The 24,178-nt window shown below is 61.6% G+C and carries 13 protein-coding genes and 2 tRNA genes; 5 read left to right on the plus strand and 10 right to left on the minus strand.

Annotated features, from left to right (window positions below):
* Positions 1-28: 28 nt before the first annotated feature.
* Positions 29-814 carry a BamJ family beta-barrel-assembly machinery protein gene (gene bamJ / locus AC0Z8Z_RS10770; RefSeq protein ID WP_485619083.1) on the minus strand — a complete coding sequence of 262 codons (786 nt, stop codon included), beginning with the start codon at positions 812-814 and terminating at the stop codon, positions 29-31.
* 192 nt (positions 815-1,006) lie between these two features.
* Positions 1,007-4,813, minus strand: a complete 3,807-nt coding sequence (locus tag AC0Z8Z_RS10775; protein WP_485619084.1) for a bifunctional nitrate reductase/sulfite reductase flavoprotein subunit alpha — start codon at positions 4,811-4,813, stop codon at positions 1,007-1,009.
* A 594-nt stretch (positions 4,814-5,407) separates the two neighbouring features.
* Between AC0Z8Z_RS10775 and nirB the strand changes: the two genes are divergently transcribed.
* Positions 5,408-7,969, plus strand: a complete 2,562-nt coding sequence (gene nirB / locus AC0Z8Z_RS10780) for a nitrite reductase large subunit NirB (protein WP_485619085.1) — start codon at positions 5,408-5,410, stop codon at positions 7,967-7,969.
* The gene (gene nirD, locus AC0Z8Z_RS10785; protein ID WP_485619086.1) at positions 7,966-8,352 is read left to right on the plus strand and encodes a nitrite reductase small subunit NirD; all 387 of its coding nucleotides are present in this window, start codon (positions 7,966-7,968) and stop codon (positions 8,350-8,352) included. Before nirB ends, nirD begins: the two co-directional genes overlap by 4 nt.
* Before the next feature lie 709 nt (positions 8,353-9,061).
* Here the strand turns inward: nirD and AC0Z8Z_RS10790 are convergent.
* A tRNA-Asp gene (locus tag AC0Z8Z_RS10790) sits at positions 9,062-9,138 on the minus strand.
* A gap of 19 nt (positions 9,139-9,157) precedes the next feature.
* A tRNA-Val gene (locus AC0Z8Z_RS10795) sits at positions 9,158-9,233 on the minus strand.
* 159 nt (positions 9,234-9,392) lie between these two features.
* On the opposite strand from AC0Z8Z_RS10795, the gene rdgC reads away from it, so the two are divergent.
* Entirely contained in the window at positions 9,393-10,313 is a 921-nt protein-coding gene (rdgC, locus tag AC0Z8Z_RS10800) for a recombination-associated protein RdgC (protein ID WP_065986824.1), read from the plus strand.
* A gap of 269 nt (positions 10,314-10,582) precedes the next feature.
* Complete coding sequence (locus AC0Z8Z_RS10805; protein ID WP_485619087.1) at positions 10,583-11,545, plus strand: bile acid:sodium symporter family protein; 963 nt, start codon at positions 10,583-10,585, stop codon at positions 11,543-11,545.
* Positions 11,546-11,781: 236 nt separating this feature from the next.
* Here AC0Z8Z_RS10805 and AC0Z8Z_RS10810 read toward each other — a convergent pair whose 3' ends face one another.
* Positions 11,782-13,653: an MFS transporter gene (locus tag AC0Z8Z_RS10810; protein WP_485619088.1), complete on the minus strand. Its 1,872-nt coding sequence runs from the start codon at positions 13,651-13,653 to the stop codon at positions 11,782-11,784.
* A gap of 142 nt (positions 13,654-13,795) precedes the next feature.
* A complete protein-coding gene (locus tag AC0Z8Z_RS10815) occupies positions 13,796-14,938 on the minus strand; it encodes a TDT family transporter (RefSeq protein WP_485619089.1) in 1,143 nt (380 codons plus the stop codon).
* A gap of 323 nt (positions 14,939-15,261) precedes the next feature.
* Here AC0Z8Z_RS10815 and AC0Z8Z_RS10820 point away from each other — a divergent pair, with 323 nt between their 5' ends.
* A complete protein-coding gene (locus tag AC0Z8Z_RS10820; RefSeq protein ID WP_485619090.1) occupies positions 15,262-18,735 on the plus strand; it encodes a hybrid sensor histidine kinase/response regulator in 3,474 nt (1,157 codons plus the stop codon).
* Between the two features lie 637 nt (positions 18,736-19,372).
* Here AC0Z8Z_RS10820 and AC0Z8Z_RS10825 read toward each other — a convergent pair.
* From AC0Z8Z_RS10825 to AC0Z8Z_RS10840, 4 genes are all read right to left on the minus strand, one after another.
* Positions 19,373-20,227, minus strand: a complete 855-nt coding sequence (locus AC0Z8Z_RS10825) for a DMT family transporter (RefSeq protein WP_485619091.1) — start codon at positions 20,225-20,227, stop codon at positions 19,373-19,375.
* Positions 20,228-20,638: 411 nt separating this feature from the next.
* Positions 20,639-22,048 (minus strand): alginate export family protein, encoded by a 1,410-nt coding sequence (locus AC0Z8Z_RS10830; protein ID WP_485619092.1) that lies wholly within the window; start codon positions 22,046-22,048, stop codon positions 20,639-20,641.
* Positions 22,049-22,051: 3 nt separating this feature from the next.
* The gene (locus AC0Z8Z_RS10835) at positions 22,052-22,942 is read right to left on the minus strand and encodes a glyoxalase (RefSeq protein ID WP_485619104.1); all 891 of its coding nucleotides are present in this window, start codon (positions 22,940-22,942) and stop codon (positions 22,052-22,054) included.
* A 172-nt stretch (positions 22,943-23,114) separates the two neighbouring features.
* Positions 23,115-24,053 (minus strand): aspartyl/asparaginyl beta-hydroxylase domain-containing protein, encoded by a 939-nt coding sequence (locus AC0Z8Z_RS10840; protein WP_122537467.1) that lies wholly within the window; start codon positions 24,051-24,053, stop codon positions 23,115-23,117.
* Positions 24,054-24,178 lie beyond the last annotated feature (125 nt).

Genomic DNA, 24,178 nt, shown 5'->3' on the forward strand with positions numbered 1-24,178 from the left:
TTCAAGCGGTAATCAGACGGTCGACTGATTACTTCTTGGCGGCTGGCTTGGCCGGTTCGGCGGCCGGGGCAGCCTCTTCTTCTTCATCAGCGCCAGCAGCATCATTGGCGCCTGCAGTAGCAGGGTCCTTGATGCCCAGCAGTTCCAGGTCGAAGACCAGAACCGAGTTTGCCGGGATGGTTGGGCTAGGGCTTTGCGCGCCGTAGGCCAGTTCGCTAGGGATGTAGAGTTTGACCTTCTCGCCAACGTGCATCAGCTGCAGACCTTCAACCCAACCCGGGATCACGCCGCTCACTGGCAGATCGATCGGGCTGCCGCGTTCAACAGAGCTGTCGAACACTTTGCCATCAGTCAGCTTGCCTTCGTAGTGAACGGTCACGACATCGGTCGGCTTCGGTACTGGACCGTCGGCTTTCTTGATGATCTCGTACTGCAGACCGGAAGCGGTGGTGGTGACTTCCTTGCGCTTGCCGTTTTCTTCGAGGAACTTCTTGCCGGCGGCTGCCGACTCTTCGCTCATCTTGGCCATGCGCTCTTCAGCGCGCTTTTGCAGGTCGCCAAACGCTGCAACCAACTCTTCGTCTTTGAGCTTCTGCTCTTTCTTGCCAACGGCGTCTTCGATACCCAGCGCTACCGCTTTGGAATCCAGATCGTCCATGCCTTCCTGAGCCAGGCTTTTGCCCATGTTCAGGCCGATACCGTAAGAGGCTTTCTGGGCCGGGGTTTTCAGCTCAACGGTGCTGGCTTGCTTGTCACAGCCCGCGAGTACCAGACCGACCAGGGCAATCGCCGCTGCCAACCGATGCTGTTTCATTCTGTTTCCTTGTTCATGCGCCAATAGGGCAAACGAGTAAAGCCGCGAGCTTATCAGGCTGCCGCGATCAATGGCTACCGGCATGAGAGGGAGAAAAGGCAGATAAGTTCAGGTATCCAAAGGTTTTCTTGTTTGATCGAGAAATCCGTTCAGTTACGGTTCAGCCGCCAACCGCAGAGTGAGTGAACGGGGCTAATACACGTCCCGCAGGTAGCGCTTTTGCTCGGTCAGACAGCGCAACTGTTCGGCCGCTTTTTCCAGGCTGACGCCGCCCTGTTCGCTGATCACACGACGCAGCGCCTGATCGACATCCCGCGCCATCCGCGAAGCATCACCGCAGATGTACAGGTGCGCACCCTCCTCCAGCCAGCGCCAGAGTTCAGCGCCCTGCTCCTGTATGCGCTGCTGAACGTAGATCTTCTCCGCCTGATCCCGCGAAAACGCCAGGCTCAGCCGGGTCAGCAGGCCGTCCTGCTGCAGGCCTTGCAGTTCGTCGCGGTAGTAAAAGTCGGTGGCCTGATGCTGCTCGCCGAAGAACAGCCAGTTACGACCCCGGTCGCCGCGGGCGCGCCGCTCCTGTAGAAACGCCCGGAACGGCGCCACCCCGGTGCCTGGGCCGATCATGATCATCGGCACATCTCCATCCAGCGGAGGGCGAAAATACCGCGTGGGTTGCAGGAAAATTGGCACCTTGCAATCGCCCGCACGATCCGCCAGGAAGGTCGATGAAACGCCTTTGCGCAGGCCGAAGCGCACGGCGGAAACCGTCAGGTGGACTTCATCGGGATGCGCCTTGGCGCTCGACGAGATCGAATAAAGCCGGGGCTGCAGCGGTTTGAGATGGTCAAGCCATTCCTCCGCAGAGCAGGCGATGGGGAACTCGCGCAACACGTCGGTCAACTGTCGGCCCCACAACCAGTCCTTCAGCTCGCTTTTGAACGGCTCGGTCAGGAGTGTTTTCAGGTCGTTGCTGCCGTTTCGCTCGGCGATGAATGCCAAGGTGTCTGCGCCAGGTCGCGCGATTTCGAATTGCTCGGCCAACGCCTGACCCAGCGGCACGTCGCTAGCCTTCACGCCACGCACCGGTTGGTCGGTATTCAGGCCCGTGAGCTTGAGCAGCTCATCGACCAGCTCGGGGCAATTGCGCGGCCAGACCCCCAAGGCATCGCCCGCTTCATAGGTCATCCCCGAGTCCTCAAGGCTCAGCCCCAGTTGCCGCGTGTCCTTGGCGGCACCGTGCCCATTCAGTCGCCGATTGAGCGACAAACGCGCGTGATGGGGCTGTGTTCTTGAAGGCTGGTTCCCACAAAGCTGCGCTTCATCGCTGATCGACGGGGTAGGAAGATTCAGCGACAGCGCCTGCTGCAACCCGGTGAACCAGCTGTCTGCGTGGGCTTGGTAATCGCCATCGCAATCGATTCTGGGGAGCAGTGCCGAAGCGCCCAGCTGTTGCAGGCGCTGGTCAAGGTTCTTGCCGTGCTGGCAAAAGCGGTCGTAACTCGAATCACCGAGCGCCAGAACGGCGTAGCGCAGCGACTCTAGACGCTCGTGCCGAGCAGCCAGTATTTGCCAGAATCGTTTCCCGTTGTCGGGAGATTCGCCATCGCCAAACGTGCTACTGATCAGCGCGACGTTCTGCAGCTGGTCCAGACGCTCGAAAGAAAAACTGTCCATCGCCGCCACCTGAACCGGCACACCGGCAGTTTTCAACTGGTCGCCGAACTGCCGGGCCAACGCTTCGGCATTCCCGGTCTGGGATGCCCAAAGCAGGGTCAACTGCGGCGCATGGTCAGGTGCAATCTCGTTCTCGGTCTCGGCTGGGGGCAAATCGAGGAAGCGATGCCCGATCAGCTCGACCTTGCGCAAGGCGACTGCACAGCACTTGAATTCGGGTTGCCGGGAAATCGGGTCGACGGCGTCGTTGGTCACGGCGTTGATCGCCAGTTTTTCGCCGTACACGTCATTCCAGTGAAAGGGCGCGAAGCAGTTGCCCGGCAGCACGCGATCGCTGATCACCGCAGGCAACACCGCCAGCCCCCGCGCAGAACGGATTTCGACGCCATTGCCTTCGCGGATCCCCAGCGCAAGGGCATCGTCGGGGTGCAGTTCGACGAAAGGGCGGGCATTCAGCGCGTTCAGTGTCGGCACTTTCCCGGTCTTGGTCAGGGTGTGCCATTGATGCTGCAGGCGGCCGGTGTTGAGCACCATGGGAAATGCATCGTTAGGCAGTTCAGCCGGCGCTATGTGCGGGCGTGGGAAAAATACCGCTTTGCCGTTTGCGGTGGGAAAGATAATCGGCCGCCGTGGCGTGACGCCTTCCTTGACTGGGCCCGCACCGCTATCGCTGAGGTAGCGAATCGGACTGCGCACGGTCTCGTCATCTGGCGCGCACGGCCATTGCAAAGACTGATCCCGCAGCCGCCCATAGCTGGCGCCGCGAATGTCGTAGCCCGTGGCGGGGTTCCAGGCCTGTTTGATTTCTTCGAACACCTCCTCTGCCGAGGCGTAACTGAAGGCGTCGGCGAAGCCCATTTCACAGGCGACGCTGGCGATGATCTGCCAGTCGGGCAAGGCCTGCCCCGGCGCATCGACGGCTTTCTGCGTCAAATTGAGGGTGCGTTCGGAGTTGATCATCACCCCTTCCGCCTCGGCCCAGAGCGCGCCCGGCAAAAGGATGTCGGCGTAGCGATTGGTTTCGGTGTCGAGGAAGGCGTCTTGGGTGATGACCAGCTCAGCGGCCTTCAAGGCGTCAATGACCGTGGTGCGGTTGGCGACGCTGGCCACCGGGTTGGTGCAGATGATCCAGCAGGCCTTGATCACGCCGTCGCGCATCTGTTCGAAGAGGTCGATGGTGCCGCCACCGGGCGGGTGCGGAATGCTGCCCTCGGGGATGCGCCAGAGGTCTTCGATGAAGCGGCGGTCGGCGTCCACCAACACCGAGCGCTGTCCGGGAAGTCCCGGGCCCATGTAGCCCATTTCCCTTCCGCCCATGGCATTCGGTTGGCCGGTCAGGGAAAACGGACCGCTGCCGGACCGACAGATCGCCCCGGTCGCCAAGTGCAAGTTGCACAACGCATTGGTGTTCCAGGTGCCGTGGGTGCTCTGGTTCAGGCCCATGGTCCAGCAACTCATCCACTCCTGCGCCGCGCCGATCATCCGCGCGGCTTGACGGATTTCTGCTTCGCCCAGGCCGGTGATCTGCGCGACGTAAGCCGGCGTGTACTCGGCGAGGAACTCGGGCATGACGTCCCAGCCCTGGGTGAACGAGGCGATGAAGTCGGCGTCGGTGTCGCCGTTCTCCACCAGAAGATGCAACAGGCCGTTGAGCAGCGCGAGGTCGGTACCGGGTTTGATTTGCAGGAACAGCCCGGCCTTGTCGGCGGTGGCGCTGCGCCGGGGGTCGACGACGATCAGCTTCGCCCCGGCCTTGACCCGGTCCATCATGCGCAGGAACAGGATCGGGTGACAGTCGGCCATATTCGCGCCGATCACGAAAAACAGATCGGCCTTGTCGAAATCATCGTAGGACCCAGGCGGGCCGTCCGCGCCCAACGAGAGCTTGTAGCCGCTGCCCGCGCTGGCCATGCACAGCCGCGAGTTGGACTCGATATTGGCGGTGCGCACAAAACCTTTGGCGAGTTTGTTGGCCAGGTATTGCGCCTCCAGGGACATCTGCCCCGAGACGTAGAACGCCAGTGCGCAAGGGCCATCGCGATCCAGAATCCCACGCAAGCGCCGGGCGGTTTCGCTGATCGCTGCGTCCATGTCAGCGCGCACAGGCTCGTGACTGCGCTGATGGCGGATGTACGCGGACTCCATCCGCCCCGACTCGGCAATCGCCTGGCCGCAGGTAGTGCCTTTGGTGCACAGACGGCCGAAATTGCTCGGGTGAGTCTTGTCGCCGACCACCTTGATGACTCGGTTGTCCTCGACCTGCAGGACGATGCCGCAACCGACACCACAATAAGGACACACGCTCTTTACGCTGCTGCTCGCCATATTCCGTTTCCTGAAAGCAAAAAAAGACGCCCTGTTCTCATCCGTTGGAAAACGGAGAGCACACGGCGCCTTTGTCGTGAATATGGCAATCGGCGTTGATTGCCTGTGGACACGGTGTTGCAAACGACAGGCCAGCCTGGCCGGAAGACGTGCAGCGGACGGTTTCGGGCGAATTCTGCTCACACGATCAAAGGGCGTTGAGCTTCACAGTGGGGCGCACCAGGGTAAATCGCACCCTTTTCGAGCCGGAACCGTTCGCTATTGAGGGCGATGAGATCGGCTTACGATCACGCTTCTGGCCCGTCAAACCTGCGCGTCTGGCGAGGACGAAAGGCGTCCGACACCTGGACATTCTCCACTGGCACAGCCATTGCTACGTCCCTTATCAAGTCCAGCCTGAACACCCGGTTGGCAGCCCTGGCCGGTCAACGCAGACCGCCAGCCGTCCACGGCATCGGGCTCATCAGGTTGGCGTCGACACTGTGGTCGGGCGGCAACCCTTAAAAGAACAGGCAAAGGCGCCTGGAACCGAGAGGTTCCGGGCGCCTTTTTTTTGCTTTCGAAAAACCTGATTGGCCTTGGCCGGGACTCGATATGACCACCACAGTCGCCCCACTCAACGACGTCCAAACCCTGATCGTCATCGGCAACGGCATGGTGGGTCACCACTGCGTCGAGCAGTTGATCGCCGCCGGCGCCCTTGAGCGCTATCGCATTCATGTGTTCGGCGAGGAAGGCCAGCGCGCCTACGACCGCGTGCATCTGTCCGAATACTTTGGCGGTCGCGACGCCGAGTCACTGGCGATGAGCGCTGCTTCTTTATATGAGCAGACCGGGCTTGCGCTGCACCTGGGTGTGCCGGTGCTGGAAATCGACCGGGTGCGGCGCGAAGTGATCACCGCCAAGGGCCGCTTTGGTTACGACAAGCTGGTGCTGGCGACGGGCTCCTACCCTTTCGTGCCGCCCATCGAAGGCGCTGAAGGCCATTCGCGACTGGTCTACCGCACGCTGGATGACCTCGACACCATTCGCGCCGCGGCCAGTCAGGCGAAACGCGGCGTGGTGGTCGGGGGCGGGCTGCTGGGGCTGGAAGCGGCCAACGCGCTGAAGTCACTGGGACTGGAAGCCCACGTGGTGGAATTTGCACCGCGCCTGATGCCAGTGCAGCTGGATGACCACGGCGGCGCCGCCCTGAAGGCGCGCATCGAAGCGCTGGGGGTTGGCGTGCATCTGTCCCGCGCGACGCAATCCATCAGCGCGGGTGAGGAATACCGCTACCGGATGAATTTCGCCGGCGATGAATTCCTGGAAACCGACCTGATCGTTTTCTCCGCCGGCATTCGTCCGCAAGACGCCCTCGCCCGCCAGTGTGAGCTGGCGCTGGGCCCCCGCGGCGGCATCGCCATCGACGAACATTGCCGCACCAGCGACGCCGACATTTTCGCCATCGGCGAGTGCGCGGCCTGGAACGGCAGCGTCTTCGGCCTCGTCGCGCCGGGTTATCAAATGGCCCGCAACGTCGCGGCGCAATTGTGCGATCTGGACGCCGAGCCGTTCTTCGGGGCGGACATGTCGACCAAGCTCAAACTGCTCGGCGTCGACGTCGGCTCCATCGGCGACGCTCATGGTGCGTTGGCGGGTGCGCGCAGTTACCGGTTTATCGACGAGGCCACCGGCAGCTATCGGCGCCTGGTGGTGTCCGCCGATGGCAAACAGGTGCTCGGTGCGGTGCTGGTGGGCGACAACAGCTATTACGACACCCTGCTGCAATACGCGCAGAACGGCATCAAGCTGCCCGCCGATCCTTCGAGCCTGATCCTGCCCCGTAGCGACGGCGCGCCGACCCTTGGCGCTGACGCCCTGCCCGCCACGGCAACCATTTGCTCATGCCATAACGTGAGCAAGGCGTCGATCTGTTCCGCAATCGACGGCGGCTGCACCGATCTTGCCGGGCTCAAGGCCTGCACCAAGGCGGCCACCGGTTGCGGCGGTTGTGCAGCGCTGCTGAAAAGCGTGTTCGAGCACGAACTGATTGCCCGCGGCGTCACCGTCGATAAAAGCCTGTGCGAGCACTTCGCGTTCACGCGTCAGGAGCTGTACGCCTTCGCCCGCGTTGAAAACATTGAAAGCTTCGACGAGATGCTTGCCCGCCACGGCAAAGGTCATCTGGGTTGCGACATCTGCAAACCCACCGTCGGCTCGATCCTCGCCTCGTGCTGGAACCGGCCGATCATGGACCCGTCGCTGGTGCCGCTGCAGGACACCAACGACACCTTCATGGCCAACATGCAGAAGAACGGCACGTACTCAGTGGTGCCGCGCATCCCGGCGGGTGAAATCACCGCGGACGGCTTGATCGCCATCGGCGCGGTCGCGAAGAAATACGACCTGTACACCAAGATCACCGGCGGCCAGCGCATTGACCTGTTCGGCGCGCAGTTGCACGAGCTGCCGGACATCTGGGCCGAGCTGATCGCTGCCGGATTCGAGACCGGCCATGCCTACGGCAAATCGACACGGACGGTGAAGTCCTGTGTCGGCAGCACCTGGTGCCGTTACGGCGTTCAGGACAGTGTGCAAATGGCGCTCAACATCGAGGACCGCTACAAAGGCCTGCGCTCGCCGCACAAGCTGAAGTTCGCGGTGTCCGGCTGCACCCGTGAATGCGCTGAAGCCCAGAGCAAGGACATCGGCGTGATCGCCACGGAGAACGGCTGGAATCTGTACGTATGCGGCAACGGTGGCATGCGCCCGCGCCACGCCGAGCTGTTCGCCACCGATCTGGACGACGAGACGCTAATTCGCTACATCGACCGCGTGCTGATGTTTTACATCCGCACCGCTGACAAGTTGCAGCGGACGTCGGTCTGGCGCGAGTCCCTTGAAGGCGGGCTGGATTTTCTGAAAGCGGTGGTGATCGAGGACAGCCTTGGGCTCGCTGCCGAACTGGAGGCGCAGATGCAGTTGGTGGTAGACCGTTATGAATGCGAGTGGGCGAACGCGCTGAAGAGCCCGGAGAAGCTCAAGCGTTTCCGTACGTTCGTCAATGACAAGGGCGCTGACCCGGACATTCATTTCGTCAAGGAGCGCAGCCAGCGTCGTCCGGCTCGCGCTGAAGAGTTGAATCTGATTGCCGCTGTGGAGGTTGCACGATGAGCCAGGTCGATGCTGCAGTAATGGAGATGCCGAAGACTCAGGTGTGGCGCGCGGTGTGTGCGCGCGAGGATCTGGTGCTGAATTCCGGCGTGGTTGCGTTGGTCGGCACTGCGCAGGTGGCGTTGTTTTATGTGGCGTCCATTGGTGGCGCGCCGCAGGTGTTTGCGGTGGACAATCGTGATCCGGTCACGGGGGTGAATGTGATTGGTCGGGGGTTGATCGGCAGTTTGGGCGGGGATCTTGTGATCGCTTCGCCTTTATATAAGCAGCATTACCGACTCAAGGACGGTACGTGTCTGGAGGATGCGGCACTGCGGCTGCGGATTTGGCCGGTGCGGCTGGTGGGCGATGTTGTGGAGGTAGATGTCAGCGGCGTTGCTTAGTCCGCGAAGATCAAGTGCGCCTGCCTAACGGCAGACATTTCGCCTTCGGCGAGTTACTTGGAAAAGCACCCCAAGTAACCAAGGGTGCTTGCTCCTGGTTGGGCCCTTCCTTCGTCAGGGTTCCTTCACTCCGGTCTCGCTCCGTGGGCCCGCGCCGAACGGACATCCATGTCCTGACGGCGCTCTCGCCGCATCCATACGGCTCGGCCCACTGCGCGAGACCTGCGTTCAGCCTGCACCCAAGTCGCGATTGGAGGTGACTGAGCCTTTTGTGTAGGAAGATCAAAAGCAGAGCACAAGCAGATCACAAGCAGATCACAAGCAGATCACAAGCAGATCAACAGCTTCCCGGCTAAAGCCGGTCCTACAGTCGGGATCGACGCCACTTCTGCTGGATGCACGCGCCGCTTTTAGTGGGACCGGCTTTAGCCGGGAAGAGGTCGGTGTGAGCGATGCCAGAGTCTCGGGGTGAACCTGATCGTTCCCACGCTCCGCGTGGTAACGCAGCCCCGGACGCTCTGCGTCCTGCAGGCGACGCTCATTCAAGCCTGGGCAAGTTGACGCGGAGGGTCATTAACAGTGCTACCACGCGGAACGTGGGAACAATCATCGATGAGACTGCGCCCACCAAATCCCGGGCACAAAAAAAGCGACCCTAAGGTCGCTCTCTTTGTCGTTACGAGGAGTTCAAGGGCCTCGTAACTCAATATGGCGCAGCGGACGGGACTCGAACCCGCGACCCCCGGCGTGACAGGCCGGTATTCTAACCGACTGAACTACCGCTGCGCGTAACACTTGAAACGAATGGTGGGTGATGACGGGATCGAACCGCCGACATTCTGCTTGTAAGGCAGACGCTCTCCCAGCTGAGCTAATCACCCTTCGCTTCGGTGTGGCGCGCATTCTACGGAGCGATCAAAAAGCTGGCAAGCACTTTTTGAAATAAATTTTATAATCCTTCCAAAGGCTTACATCAGGGTTGGCCGCAGGGTCACAGCAGCGAATAATGCCCCCCTTTGTATAAAGGAGAGATGTACCCCATGTGGTTCAAAAACCTGCTTGTCTATCGCCTGACCCAGGACCTGCCATTTGACGCCGAGGCGCTGGAAACCGCGTTGGCGACCAAGCCTGCACGAGCCTGTGCCAGCCAGGAGTTGACCACTTACGGTTTCATCGCCCCGTTCGGCAAGGGCGAAGACGCGCCACTGGTGCACGTCAGCGGTGATTTCATGCTGATCTCGGCGCGCAAGGAAGAACGCATCTTGCCCGGCAGCGTGGTCAACGATGCATTGAAAGAGAAAGTCGAAGAGATTGAGACCGAGCAGATGCGCAAGGTCTACAAGAAGGAACGCGATCAGCTCAAGGATGAAATCATCCAGGCCTTCCTGCCCCGCGCCTTTATCCGTCGCTCGGCGACCTTCGCTGCCATCGCCCCCAAGCAAGGCGTGATTCTGGTCAACGCTTCCAGCCCGAAGCGCGCCGAAGACCTGCTGTCGACCCTGCGTGAAGTAGTGGGCTCGCTGCCCGTCCGCCCCGTCACCGTCAAAACAGCGCCAACCGCCGTGATGACCGAATGGGTCAAGACCGGCGAAACCGCCGAGCACTTCTTTGTGCTGGACGAATGCGAACTGCGCGACACCCACGAAGACGGCGGCGTTGTGAAGTGCAAGCGTCAGGACCTGACCAGCGACGAAATCCAGCTGCACCTGAGCACCGGCAAAGTCGTCACTCAGCTGTCGCTGGCGTGGCAGGACAAGCTGTCGTTCGTGCTGGACGACAAGCTCGGCATCAAACGCCTGAAGTTCGAAGACCTGCTGCAGGATGAAGCCGAGCAGAACGGCGGCGACGATGCGCTGGGTCAGCAGGACGCCAGCTTCACCCTGATGATGCTGACGTTCGGCGAGTTCCTGCCGCAACTGATGGAGGCACTGGGCGGCGAAGAGATTCCACAGGGGATCTGATTTCACTGCCTGCGTAGGGGCCGGCGTGCTGGCTCCCATCAAGGATGACCTTGCCGCAGATGTATCTGGCGACGGCTGAATGTGGGAGTGAGCTTGCTCGCGAAAAGGCAGGGACATCCGCTGGATCTTTATTGGCTGACAGGCCGTCTTCGTGAGCAAGCTCACTCCCACAGGGACTGCGTCTGCCGCGCGACACCGGGAAGCCGGAACAACAGGGAATCGCCTGCAGTTTCCGGCTCCACTTCATACTCATAAGAAAGGAGCAGGCTATGCGCGCCCTGGCTGCGTTGAGTCGTTTTGTCGGTAATACCTTCGCGTACTGGGTGCTGCTGTTCGCCGTGCTGGCGTTTCTGTTCCCGTCCTGGTTCATCGGCCTCAAGTCGTACATCGTGCCGTCGCTCGGACTGGTGATGTTCGGCATGGGCCTGACCCTCAAGCTCGATGATTTTTCTGAAGTCGTGCGCCATCCCTGGCGCGTGGCTCTGGGTGTGGTCGCGCATTTCGTGATCATGCCCGGCGTGGCCTGGCTGCTTTGCCAGTTGTTTCACCTGCCGCCGGAAATCGCCGTGGGCGTGATTCTGGTCGGCTGCTGCCCGAGCGGCACGTCGTCCAACGTCATGACCTGGCTGGCGAAAGGTGACCTGGCGCTGTCGGTGGCCATCGCCGCCGTCACCACCCTCCTCGCCCCGCTGCTGACCCCGGCGCTGATCTGGCTGCTGGCCTCGGCGTGGCTGCCGGTGTCCTTCATGGAAATGTTCTGGTCGATCCTGCAACTGGTGATGCTGCCGATCGTGCTCGGCGTCATCGCTCAACGTTTACTCGGCGCCAAGGTGAGTTTTGCCGTCGACGTGCTGCCGCTGGTGTCGGTGGTGAGCATCGTGATGATCGTCTGTGCGGTGGTGGCGGCGAGTCAGGCGAAGATTGCCGAATCAGGCCTGTTGATCATGGCCGTGGTGATCCTGCACAACAGCTTCGGCTTTCTGCTGGGTTATTTCACCGGCAAGCTGTTCAAACTGCCGTTGGCTCAGCGCAAGTCGCTGTCCCTGGAAGTCGGCATGCAGAACTCAGGCCTCGGCGCCGCCCTGGCCGCCGCGCACTTTTCGCCACTGGCGGCGGTGCCAAGCGCGCTTTTCAGTGTGTGGCACAACATCTCCGGCGCGCTGCTTTCGACGTACTTCCGGAAGATGACGCCGGATGCGGTGGTTGCGGAAGAGAAGCCAGTGGTGGGTTGATCAGTCGTGCAGCTGGCTTGCTCTTTGTGGGAGATTCCCGGTCGCCCACGAGTCGTTCAGCGGATGCGGTCAATGTGGGAGCGAGCTTGCTCGCGAAGATGGTATTCCTACCGCTGAAGGTTTAGTGGATGTACCGGCCTCTTCGTGAGCAAGCTCACTCTTACAGGTCCTCTGTCGCAGCTCAACCAGCAGTCTCCCACAAGGCATTCCGATAGCTCGAAACATCCGGCTTCCGGCTAACGCACCGCCCCCCGCAACTCCGCCACCCGCTCACGCACTAGCGCCGGCTGCGATTGCTCACCCGTCAACGCTGGCCCTGCCACCAGGGTCACTCGGGACCACAGTCTGCGGAACACACCCTTATTCGGGTCGCGGCTGAAGAAGCTTCCCCACAACCCCTGCAATGCCAGCGGAATCACCGGCACGTCAGTCTCCTGCAAGACCCGGGTCATGCCGCTTTTAAAGGTGTCGATCTCGCCGTCGGTGGTCAGTTTTCCTTCCGGAAAGATGCACACCAGCTCGCCTTCCTTGAGGTAATGGGCGATGCGCTCGAACGCTTTGTCGAACACCGCCTTGTCCTCCTTGATGCCGGCAATCGGGATGGCGCCCGCCGTACGGAACACAAAATTCAGCACCGGCAGATTGAAGATCTTGTAGTACATGACGAAGCGGATCGGCCGGCGCACAGAACCTGCAATCAACAGCGCATCGACGAACGAGACATGGTTGCAGACCAGCAACGCCGCGCCTTCGTCGGGGATCAGGTCGAGATCACGATGCTCAACGCGGTACATGGAATGGCTGAGCAGCCAGATCATGAAGCGCATGGTGAACTCGGGCACGATCTTGAAGATGTAGGCGTTGACCGCGATGTTCATCAGCGACACCACAAGGAACAGCTGCGGGATCGACAGCTTCACCACGCTCAACAGCACGATCGAGACAATCGCCGAGACCACCATGAACAACGCGTTGAGGATGTTGTTGGACGCAATGACCCGCGAGCGCTCTTTCTCCGGCGTGCGCGACTGGATCAGCGCGTACAGCGGCACGATGTAAAATCCGCCGAACACGCCGATGCCAAGGATGTCCAGCAACACCCACCACGCCTGCCCGTAACCCAGAATCGCCAGCCAGTTGTTGGCCTGCACGTTCTGCGGGAAATCACCGGAATGCCACCAGAGCAACAAGCCGAAAACCGTCAGACCCATGGAGCCGAACGGCACCAGGCCAATTTCCACTTTGCGCCCGGACAGTCGTTCGCAGAGCATGGAGCCGGCGGCAATGCCGATGGAGAATACGGTCAGAATCAGGGTGACGACGGTTTCATCGCCGTACAGAAACTCCTTGGCGTAGGCCGGGATCTGCGTCAGATAAATCGCTCCGACGAACCAGAACCACGAGTTGCCGACGATGGAGCGGGACACCGCTTCGGTCTGGCCCAAGCCGAGTTTCAGGGTGGCCCAGGATTCGCTGAAGATGTTCCAGTTCAGGCGCATGTCCGGCGACGCGGCCGCTGCCGGCGGAATGCCCCGGCTGGCGAGATACCCCAGGCACGCTACCGAGACCATCGCTGCCGCCACGATGGGCGCGTAATGGGTCGCCGACATCATCACGCCGGCGCCGATGGTGCCGGCGAGGATCGCCAGAAACGTGCCCATTTCCACCAGACCGTTGCCGCCCACCAGTTCATTCTCATGCAGGTGCTGGGGCAGGATTGAGTACTTCACCGGCCCGAACAACGCCGAGTGGGTGCCCATGGCGAACAGCGCGGCCAGCATCAGCGACAGGTGATTGAAGAGAAATCCGATTGCGCCCACGACCATGATCACGATCTCCAGTACCTTGATCATGCGGATCAGTTTGTCCTTGGGGTACTTCTCGCCGAACTGCCCGGCCAGCGCCGAGAACAGAAAGAACGGCAGGATGAACAGCAAGGCGCAGAGGTTGACGTAGATGGACCGGTCCCCGTCGATGCTCAGCTTGTAGAGAATGGCGAGGATCAGCGATTGCTTGAAGATGTTGTCGTTGAACGCCCCGAGGGACTGGGTCACGAAAAACGGCAGAAAACGCCGCTTACCCAACAAACTGAACTGCGACTGACTCATCTTCCCTGGTCCTGAGTGGCGCCGGTGCCGGCTTTCGGATGGGAACGCCGAACGGCGGTTCCGGGCCACATTGAAGACGACACCGGCGGCAAAGTCGAGCACCCGCTCGAACGCATAGCCCGTTAGAGCGAGTGAGCGTTATCTAGCGTAAGCCCGCGATGCACGGCGAAACGAACAGCTCGCCTTTATAGGCCCCGCTCACGGTGCGCTTCATGATCACCAGCCACAGGACAGTCAGCGCGGCGACCAGCACGCTGCCGAGCACCGCAAAGAACCCGAGATGAAGCAGCGCGCCCAGCTTCAGGGTGGTCAGCGCGAACACGCCCAGCGGAAAGGTGAAACCCCACCAGCCCAGATTGAACGGGATGCCGTTGCGCAGGTAACGCGCGGTGATCAGCAATGCCATCAGGCACCACCACACGCTAACACCCCATAAAATCACGCCGCCGATCAGGCCAAGGCCCGAGGCGACTTCGCCGACGCCGGGCAAGCCGTTGGCGTTGAAGATCAGTGGCGAATCGGCGCCCAGCACAATCAAACCGAATGCGCCGGTGCTGATCGGCCCGAGCGCTAGCCAGCTCGATGCGGCCATGCTTTCGTGGGGCAATTTGTGCAGGGCCATGCGCAGCAAGAGAATGGTCAGAATGCTGAACGCCACCGGCACCGACATCGCCCACAGCACGTAGCTGGTGATGAGCACGCTGAACTGGCTGTGGCTTTCAGCCAGATGAGGCGCCAGCAGTCCACCACTCACCGCTGCCACTTCGCAGGCCACCAGGGGCAGAAGCCAGACGGCGGTCATCTGATCGATGCGGTGTTCCTGGCGAGTGAACATCAAAAACGGGATGAGCACGCCGCAGGCCAGGGACATCGCCACGTCCAGCCACCACAACAGTTCGGCAAGCGACAGCACGGCATCGCCCCAGCGTGGCAGGCCGAAAGTCAGCAACCCGTTAATGAGCGTCGCCAGGCCCATGGGAATCGTGCCGAAAAACATGGACACCGTGGAATGCCCGAACACCCGCCGCGCCTCGTCGAAAAACATCACCCAGCGCGCGATGTAGAGGGCGCTGAAGGTCAGGAACAGCACGATGTTGAGCATCCACAAGGCCTCGGCCAGCTGGAACACACCGGGGATGGTCACCGGAAGCTGTGTCAGCACGGCGGAAAGAATGCCGGTGCCCATGGTCGCGGCGAACCAGTTGGGGGTGAATTGGCGGATGACTTCCCGAGGATGACTCAGTTGGCTGAAGGGTCTTTGCGGGAAGAACATGGCGTGGGTCATGGCGGGCTCCTGTCCTCGTGTGAGGTGGTCCCCATAGTAGGACGGCAGCTGATATCGACTAAGCGGGTAATTTAGCTATGTGTCATAGATTTCCCAGATATATAGGTGCCGACTGAAAACATAGGCGTCAGAGCACCCTCGACACTGACTGCACGCGCTGCTTTTAGTGGGACCGGCTTTAGCCGGGAAAGGGCCGGTGCAAACGCTCAAGATGCGCCGCTCAGACCATGGTCGAAACAGACGAACCCCACGCGGCGTGCGAGACTGTCCGGCCGGCGAGGGATCGCCACCGAAACCGCTAGCCGTTTGTCTATGGAGTTCCCATGTCGCTGTCCAGCGGGCTGATCGCTGCGGTCGCCCTGGCCTATATGGCCATCATGTTCGCCATCGCCTTTTACGGTGACCGTCGCAGCAAACCGCTGCCGCCGCGCCTGCGCGCCTGGGTGTACAGCCTGTCGCTGGCGGTGTACTGCACCAGTTGGACGTTTTTCGGCTCCGTCGGTCAGGCCGCCGAGCAACTGTGGTCGTTTCTGCCGATCTACCTCGGGCCGATCCTGCTGTTGCTGCTGGCGCCCTGGGTGCTGCAGAAAATGGTGCTGATCAGCAAGCAGGAAAACATCACGTCCATCGCCGACTTCATCGCCGCCCGCTACGGCAAGTCGCAGACCCTCGCCGTGGTTGTCGCGCTGATCTGCCTGATCGGCGTGCTGCCCTACATCGCGCTGCAGCTCAAAGGCATCGTGCTGGGGGTTAACATTCTGATCGGTGCCGGCGCCGACGCCACCGGGACCCGCGCCCAGGACACCGCGCTGATCGTCTCGTTGGTGCTGGCGCTGTTCACCATCGTCTTCGGCACCCGCAACCTCGACGCCACCGAACACCACCGCGGCATGGTCCTGGCGATCGCTTTCGAGTCGCTGGTCAAGCTGTTCGCCTTCATGGCCGTCGGGGCGTTCGTGACCTTCGGGCTGTACGACGGCGTGGACGACCTGTTCAGCCAGGCCATGCTCGCGCCGCGCCTGGAGGAATACTGGAAGGAAACGGTCAACTGGCCGTCGATGGTGGTGCAGACCGGCGTCGCCATGATGGCGATCATCTGCCTGCCCCGGCAATTTCACGTCACCGTGGTGGAGAACATCGAGCCTCAGGATCTGCGCCTGGCCAAATGGGTGTTCCCGGCGTATCTGGTGCTGGCGGCGGTGTTCGTGGTGCCGATTGCGCTGGCCGGGCAGATGCTGCTGCCCGCCTCGGTGCTGCCGGACTCGTTCGTGATCAGCGTGCCGTTGGCCCACGCCCACCCGGCGCTGGCGATGCTGGCGTTCATCGGGGGCGCCTCGGCGGCCACCGGCATGGTGATCGTCGCGAGCGTCGCGCTGTCGACCATGGTCTCCAACGACATGCTGCTGCCATGGCTGCTGCGGCGCAAAACCGCCGAGCGCCCGTTCGAGGCGTTCCGCTACTGGATGCTCTCGGTGCGCCGGGTCAGCATCGTCGTCATTCTGTTGCTCGCCTACGTCAGCTACCGGTTGCTGGGATCGACCGCGAGCCTGGCGACCATCGGCCAGATCGCCTTCGCCGCCATCACGCAGTTGATGCCGGCGATGATTGGCGCGCTGTACTGGAAGCCGGCCAATCGGCGCGGGGTGTTTGCCGGGCTTGCGGCCGGGGTGTTCATCTGGTTTTACACGCTGGTGCTGCCGATCATTGCCCACAGCATGGGCTGGTCGCTGAGCAGTTTTCCGCTGCTGGCGTGGCTGCACAGCAACCCCTTCAATCTGCCGATCAGCCCGCTGACCCAGGGTGTGGTCCTGTCGATGCTGGGCAACCTGGCGCTGTTTGTGTGGGTCTCGCTGCTGTCGCGAACGCGGGTTTCCGAACACTGGCAGGCGGGGCGTTTCATCGGTCAGGAATTGCAGGCGCGGCCTAACAATCGCTCGCTGCTGGCAGTGCAGATCGAAGACTTGCTCAAGCTCTCGGCGCGTTTTGTGGGCGAAGAGCGGGCGCAGCAAAGCTTCATCCGCTTCGCCTACCGACAGGGCAAAGGCTTCAATCCCAATCAGAACGCCACCGGCGAATGGATCGCCCACACCGAACGCTTGCTGGCGGGGGTGCTGGGCACGTCGTCGACACGGGCGGTGGTCAAGGCGGCGATCGAAGGCCGCGACATGCAGCTCGAAGATGTGGTGCGCATCGCCGACGAAGCCTCCGAAGTGCTGCAGTTCAATCGCGCCCTGTTGCAAGGCGCCATCGAGAACATCACCCAGGGCATCAGTGTGGTGGACCAGTCCCTGCGGCTGGTGGCCTGGAACGCTCGCTATCTGGAACTGTTCAGCTACCCGGAAGGCTTGATCAGCGTGGGCCGGCCCATCGCCGACATCATCCGCTACAACGCCGAGCGCGGCCTGCTCGGCCCCGGCGAGGCCGAGGTGCACGTTGCCCGACGGCTGCACTGGATGCGCCAAGGGCGTGCGCATACGTCCGAGCGGTTGTTTCCCAATGGGCAGGTGATCGAGCTGATCGGCAACCCGATGCCCGGCGGCGGCTTCGTCATGAGCTTCACTGACATCACCGCGTTCCGCGAGGCCGAGCATGCGCTCAAGGGCGCCAACGAAAGCCTCGAACAGCGCGTGGCTGAACGGACGCGGGAGCTGTCGCAGCTGAACACGGCGTTGAGCGAAGCCAAGGCCCATGCCGAAGCCGCCAATCAGTCGAAAACGCGGTTTCTCGCCGCGGTCAGTCACGACCTGATGCAGCCCATGAACGCTGCGCGTTTGTTCTCCGCCGCCTTGCTGCACAACGACGACAACGTGCCGGCGGAAGCGAAGCAGCTGATTCAGCACCTGGACAGCTCCCTGCGTTCGGCCGAAGACCTGATCAGCGACTTGCTGGATATTTCGCGCCTTGAGAGCGGCAAGTTCACGCCGACCATCACGCCGTTCGCGCTAAATAATCTGTTTGAAACCCTCGGCGCCGAATTCAAGGCCCTCGCCCAGGAGCAGGGTCTGGACTTCCGTGTGCGCGGCAGCAATTTACGCGTGGCCAGCGACGCCAAGCTGCTGCGGCGGGTATTGCAGAACTTCCTGACCAATGCGTTCCGTTACGCCAAGGGGCCGATTTTGCTGGGAGTGCGGCGCAGAAACGGGCAACTGAGCCTGGAAGTCTGGGACCGTGGCCCGGGCATTCCCGAGGACAAGCGGCAGGTAATTTTCGAGGAGTTCAAGCGGCTGGACAGCCATCAGACCCGCGCCGAGAAAGGGCTGGGGTTGGGCCTGGCGATCGCCGATGGTCTGTGCCGCGTGCTCGGTCACTCGCTGGAAGTGCGTTCATGGCCGGGCCGGGGCAGCGTGTTCAGCGTTACGGTACCGCTGGCGCCCGCCTTGCCGATGCCGGCCGCTGCGCCGAGCGAGCCTTTGCGGGCCGTGCTGAACGGCACGCAGATTCTGTGCGTCGACAATGAAGACAGCATCCTGATCGGCATGAACAGCCTGCTCAGCCGCTGGGGCTGTCAGGTCTGGACCGCGCGCAATCGCGAGGAATGCCAGGCCCTGCTCAACGACGGCATTCGCCCGCACCTGGCGTTGGTGGATTACCACCTGGACCACGGCGAAATCGGCACCGAACTGATGGCTTGGCTGCGTACGCAGCTGGGTGAGCCCGTCCCCGGGGTGGTCATCAGCGCCGACGGCCGCCCGGAGCTAATCGCCCAGGTGCATGCCGCGGGCCTGGAATACCTGGTCAAACCGGTGAAGCCCGCAGCCCTGCGAGCGTTGCTGAGCCGGCATGTGCGGCTGGGTTGAGGCTGGCCGGTGTCGTCACGCTGGGAACGATGATCCACTGTAGGCGTGAGCTTGCTCGCGATCGGCTGCGCAGCAGTCGTGAAACTGACGCCCTGGCAATGCCTGACACACCGCGTGCACCGGTTTGCTGCCGCTGCACGCCAGATCGCGAGCAAGCTCACTCCTACAGTTTTTGCAGCGTCCAAAGAATTCGCCCCAGACCACAAATCGTGCCTGACTGTGCGCAGATTCCGCGCCAGACGACGATCGATGTAGGAGTGAGCTTGCTCGCGATCGGATGCGCAGCAGTCGTGAAACTGACGCCCTGGCAGTGCCTGACACACCGCATGCACCGGTTTGCTGTCGCTGCGCGCCAGATCGCGAGCAAGCTCACTCCTACAGTTTTTGCAGCGTCCAGAGAATTCGCCCCGACCACAAATCGTGCCTTACCGTGCGCAGATTCCGCGCCAGACGACGATCAATGTAGGAGTGAGCTTGCTCGCGATCGGATGCGCAGCAGTCGTTTACTGACGCCCTGGCAATGCCTGACACACCGCATTCACCAGTCTGCTGCCGCTGCGCGCCAGATCGCGAGCAAGCTCACTCCTACAGTTTTCTTCCGCATTGCCCGAAGCATTCGCCGCAGGCTTGGACGGTTCTACCCAACCTTCCTGAACACAAACATCAACCCCACCACGATCAGCACCATCCCCAGCAAACTCATCAGCGCGAGGCGGTTGCCGTAGATCAGGTAGTCCATGATCGCGGTGACGCCGGGCACCAGGTAAAACAGGCTGGTGACGTTGACCAGATTGCCCTGGGCGATCAGGCGATAAAGCAGAAACGTCGCCAGCACCGACACCACCAGGCCCATGTAAAGCACCGGCACGTAGAAGCCGATGCTGTGTTCGAAATGAAAGGGCTGAAACGGCACGAACACGGCACACACCGCCGTCCCCGCAAGGTACTGCACCGGCAACGTGCCGAGGGGGTTGTCGGTGATGCGTTTCTGCATGATCGAGCCGCCGGTCATGCTCAACATGCCGAGCACGCCGAACGCCATGCCGGCCAGCGATCCACCGTCGCCGATGCCTTGCCAGACCACCAGCACGAGGCCGACCAGGCCCATACTCAGGCCAAACAGGCGTGACCCCGAGCGGCTGCGTTCGACCAGCACGGCCGTGAGTATCGGTTGCACGCCCATGATCGTGGCCATGACGCCGGGCGCGACCTTCATGTCCAGCGCCAGCAGGTAGCAGATCTGATATGCGCCCAGCAGCACAGCGCCCGTCAGCAACGCGAAGCCCATCGAGGCGCGGGTGGCGGGAAGCTTGTAACCCAATGCAGGGATCAGGATCGCCAGCGCGACAAGCGCCAGCAAGAAACGAAACAGCAGAAACGCAAAGGGCGAAGCATGGGTCAGGCCCCACTTGGAAACGATCGCGCCGCTGCTCCAGAGCAGTACGAACAGCGTCGTGGTGGCCATCGAGGCCAAAGCTTTATTAGCGAACATGAGTCACCTGTGATTCAGACAAAATCGGACCCGGCACGAACCGGATTCACGGATGTTTTGCGGGCGTTTGCAGGCCTGGACCGACAGCGTTGAGGCAGTCGATCAGCCGAGTACAACGACCCCTGGCGGTGCAACGGCGCACACGACAGGACTGTTCACAGGTGGGGGTGGCGGGTAGTGCGTGATGACGGCGACTTGCATGCAGCTGCACGGTTCCGCAACAGCGTAAGCCGTGGCGGATAAAGCGAACCGTTTGCTGGATGCAGGCATCGTGTTCATCTTCTGAAAGGAGTGACTCGGTGTTGCCAAGTGTTACGGCAACGACGCCGACTATAACCAGCCATCGGTGCCTCGTGCAATGTCATAACGCGACGTCGTGAATGCCCCTGATGCGCTACTACCGAGGGAGCCCTACCAAGACAGCTTCAGCTCAACGCCGAGGTAGTTGCTGTCGTGCCCGCCGGCATCGCGCACTGACTGGCCGACATCATAGTGAACCGCCTCGATCGCGCCGCTCAGATTGCCGGTGAACGCGTAGTCCGTGCGCACCTGTCCATACGCGCCGGTCCAGCGACTGCCCTGCCCCGCCGTCCCCGCCACCGCAATGTTGGGCTGCACGTAAACGGCATCTTCGGTCGTTTCCCGCCATTGCAGGCCGAGCGCCGTCTGAATGCTCAGCTTGGCGATGGGCTTGATGGTAATCGACGGTTTGACGTGCAGGATGTTGGCGTAACCGGTATAGCCGCCCAGCGAAAAGTAATAGCCATTGGGGAACAGCGGATTGAAGGTGCCCAGCGTGCCATCGCCGTTGTTTCGGTCGCCCGAGGCCGCGTCCAGTTGCAGGCCCAGGCGCGGCGTCCAGCTGACATCGGCGAACGTATAGCCCACACGACTGCCAGCTGCCCAGGCGCGAATGCTTTTGGCGCCGACCGAACCGGTCTGCCCCATCGCTTCCAGGTCCCAGTCGTAGCCATCGGCCGCGCCGCCCAATCGAGCGTCGAAGATGTTCCGGTGCTCTGCGCCGCTGGCGTCCAGATAGTTGGCGTCGTCGCGTTCATACAGGCCGACGTACGCCGAGAGCTCGTTACTGCCGCCGACCAGACGCTCGGCGCGGAGCATGTGGAAGCGAAATTCATGGTTGGAGCGATCGTCGAAGTGGCGCTCGTCCTGATACTGCACCGGTCGACTGGCAATCGCGATGAAGCGCCACAAGCCGGTCTCCCAGTCCGCCCACAACGCATCGAACGACTGGCGCACGTTGGGCCCGTCGCGGGAAGAAATAAAACGCTGCAGGTCGAAGGCGAAATCTTGCCGTCCCACCCGCGCCTTGAACGTGTTGTCGCCCAGCTTTTTCGTGTACTCCAGAAACGCCAGGCGTAGGTCGGTACGGTTCTGATCGGCGCCGCCAATCGTGGTTTTGTCGTGCGCGCGCACGTCCTCCAACTGGGTGAACACGCGCCAGTTCTCGTTGAAGTGCAGATCGGCGTGGACCTGAAAGCGCTGTAGCAGATACCTGTCGCGGGCCACATTGCGGGTGCCGAACGCGCTGGCGTCGTTCATCTCGAAGCGCTCACGCAACGTGCTGCCCAGTGAGAGGTAGGTCTGAGGATTGTCGGCGGACAACGGGATGTATTTGAGACTGTCCAGCGGTGCGGTCCTGAGGGTCGGATTGGCGAGCACCGACCAATCCTCCTGCCAGCGATTGGTCTTGATCGTCGGCCTGGTTGCAGCGTCGGCAGCACGGGCCAGGCTGCTGACCATTGGCAACGCCACGGCCAGGCACAGACCGCTCACACCTGCAGCGAATCGAGTACGCGCCATCGGTCAACCGGCCGCAGCGGTCTGATGAATTTCAGCAACGTAGCCACCCGGGAACTCAACGACTGCTGCCGTGCGCCCCTCGCTCGTGAACGGCTCGACGAGCACGTTCACACCCGCCGCCTTCGCTTTGCTCAATGTGTCCTGCAGGTTGGCGACTTCATAACCGGTGTTGTCGTGGCCGAACGGATACGGCAGATGGCCGTCGGTGGCCAGCACGACCATTTTGCCAAACGGCGACTCGATGCGGATGCGGTGGAACGTAGCATCAGCGCGGCCGATTTCGATGCCCGGTGCTTTCTGCTCGTCACTGACGACTTTGCCGTGGGAGAACGCGACAAACGCTTTCACGAAAGCTGCAGCCCGGTCATTGGAGACGTAGACACGGTTCTCTGGAATGGTCTGGAACGGCGCGTAATTCGGCACTTTGGTGTGCCAGTAAAGCTGCATGTTCACGCCACCCGGCCACTGCACGACGGCGTCGCGACCGATCGGGTCCGGGAAATCGGAGACGATCACGTCGGCGCCGGCCTGACGAGCCTCTTTGATCGCAACGTCCATGTCCTTGACCAGATACCCGTTGCGCTCATCGCCAAACGGACGCGGGATCGGGGTCTTGAAACCGAACAGCGAAACCGTGCCGACCGGCGTTTGAATCAGCTGGGACGTGGTACTGCTCGGCACCGGCAAGACATTGACCACCACCTGTGGCGTGCTCTGCCCGCCGAATGTGGCGGTGAAGCTCTGAACGAAGCGGTCCACGTCTGCGGGGGCCACGTAGACATGGGTGGTGTCGTATTGCGGGGCAACGGCCACGGCGGCGGACTGGGCAAAGGCAACGGTGGGCACAACCACAGCCGCCATCGGACCGGCCAAGAACAGCGTGGCGGAAAGCATCAGGAATCTGGCGCGCATGAACAACGTCTCCGGGTAAAAGGGCTGAACGCAGGGTCCGCCGACTGGCCCGAAGAGGATTGAATAGACGTGCTATTTGCCGGTTATGCCCTGGCGCCAGGCATAAAAAAACGCCGCTGCACAGGGTGCAACGGCGCTTGATAAAGCCATTCGTTCATCCGAACAGCCAGTAGCCCAGCAGCGTCAGCACGAGCACGGCCAGCACCGGACGCAAGATGCGATAGGCCTTGGGGTTGGCGCGTTTGAACTGCTTGACCTTGCCGCTGAAGCTGTTGCTGAACCGCTTACTGAACGCATAAGCCTGATTGATCCCGCCGACGCGCTCGTCATCGGTGTTCTGCGGCGCGGTGGCACGGCCGAGAAACGCGCTGACGCGGCGGTTGACGGCGGTCATGAAGCGGTTGCTCAGCGGCCGCTCGATGTCGCAGAACAGAATCACCCGGGTGACGTCGGTTTCGTTCTTGACCCAGTGCACGTAGGTTTCGTCGAACATCACGTCGTCACCGTCGCGCCAGGCATACACCTGACCGTCGACGAAGATGCGGCAATCGTCGGAGTTCGGCGTGGACAGGCCCAAGTGATAACGCAAGGAGCCGGCAAACGGATCGCGGTGCGGGTTCAAGTGACTGCCACCGGGCAACAGGGCGAACATCGCGCCTTTGACATTGGGAATACGGCTGACCAGTTCGACGGTCTTGGGGCACAACGCCTCGGCCGATGGCAGCGGTTTGTCATACCACTTCAGGTAAAAACGCTTCCAGCCTTTCTTGAAGAACGACCCGAAACCCGCGTCATTGTCCTTGGCGGCGGCACGGATATAGCCTTCGTCGAACAGGTGCATGGCCTCGTCGCGGATGGTTTCCCAGTTATCACGCAGCACATCGAGTTCGGGAAACTTGCTGCGGTCCAGGTACGGCTTGGACGGCACGCTGGAGAACAGGTACATCAAGGCGTTATAGGGGGCGAACAGTGCGGAGTGATTCACGAACTGGCGCAATACCGGCAAACGCGCCTTGCCGCGCAGATGCACGTACAGCGTGCTGCCGACAAACAGCAGCAGAATCGCCGCTTTGACAGCAAAAGAAAGGGTCATGAAACTCTCCTTGGAACAGGGCCGAACGGCGCGGCCCGAAGCTTACGCTGCTGAAACCGCTGCCGGATGACCTGGGACAATCTTCCGGCGGGCTTCGAATGGCGGCCATCATAAGCTTTAGTCCG

Source organism: Pseudomonas sp. 1L-C-7-B-C1 (assembly GCF_057291635.1).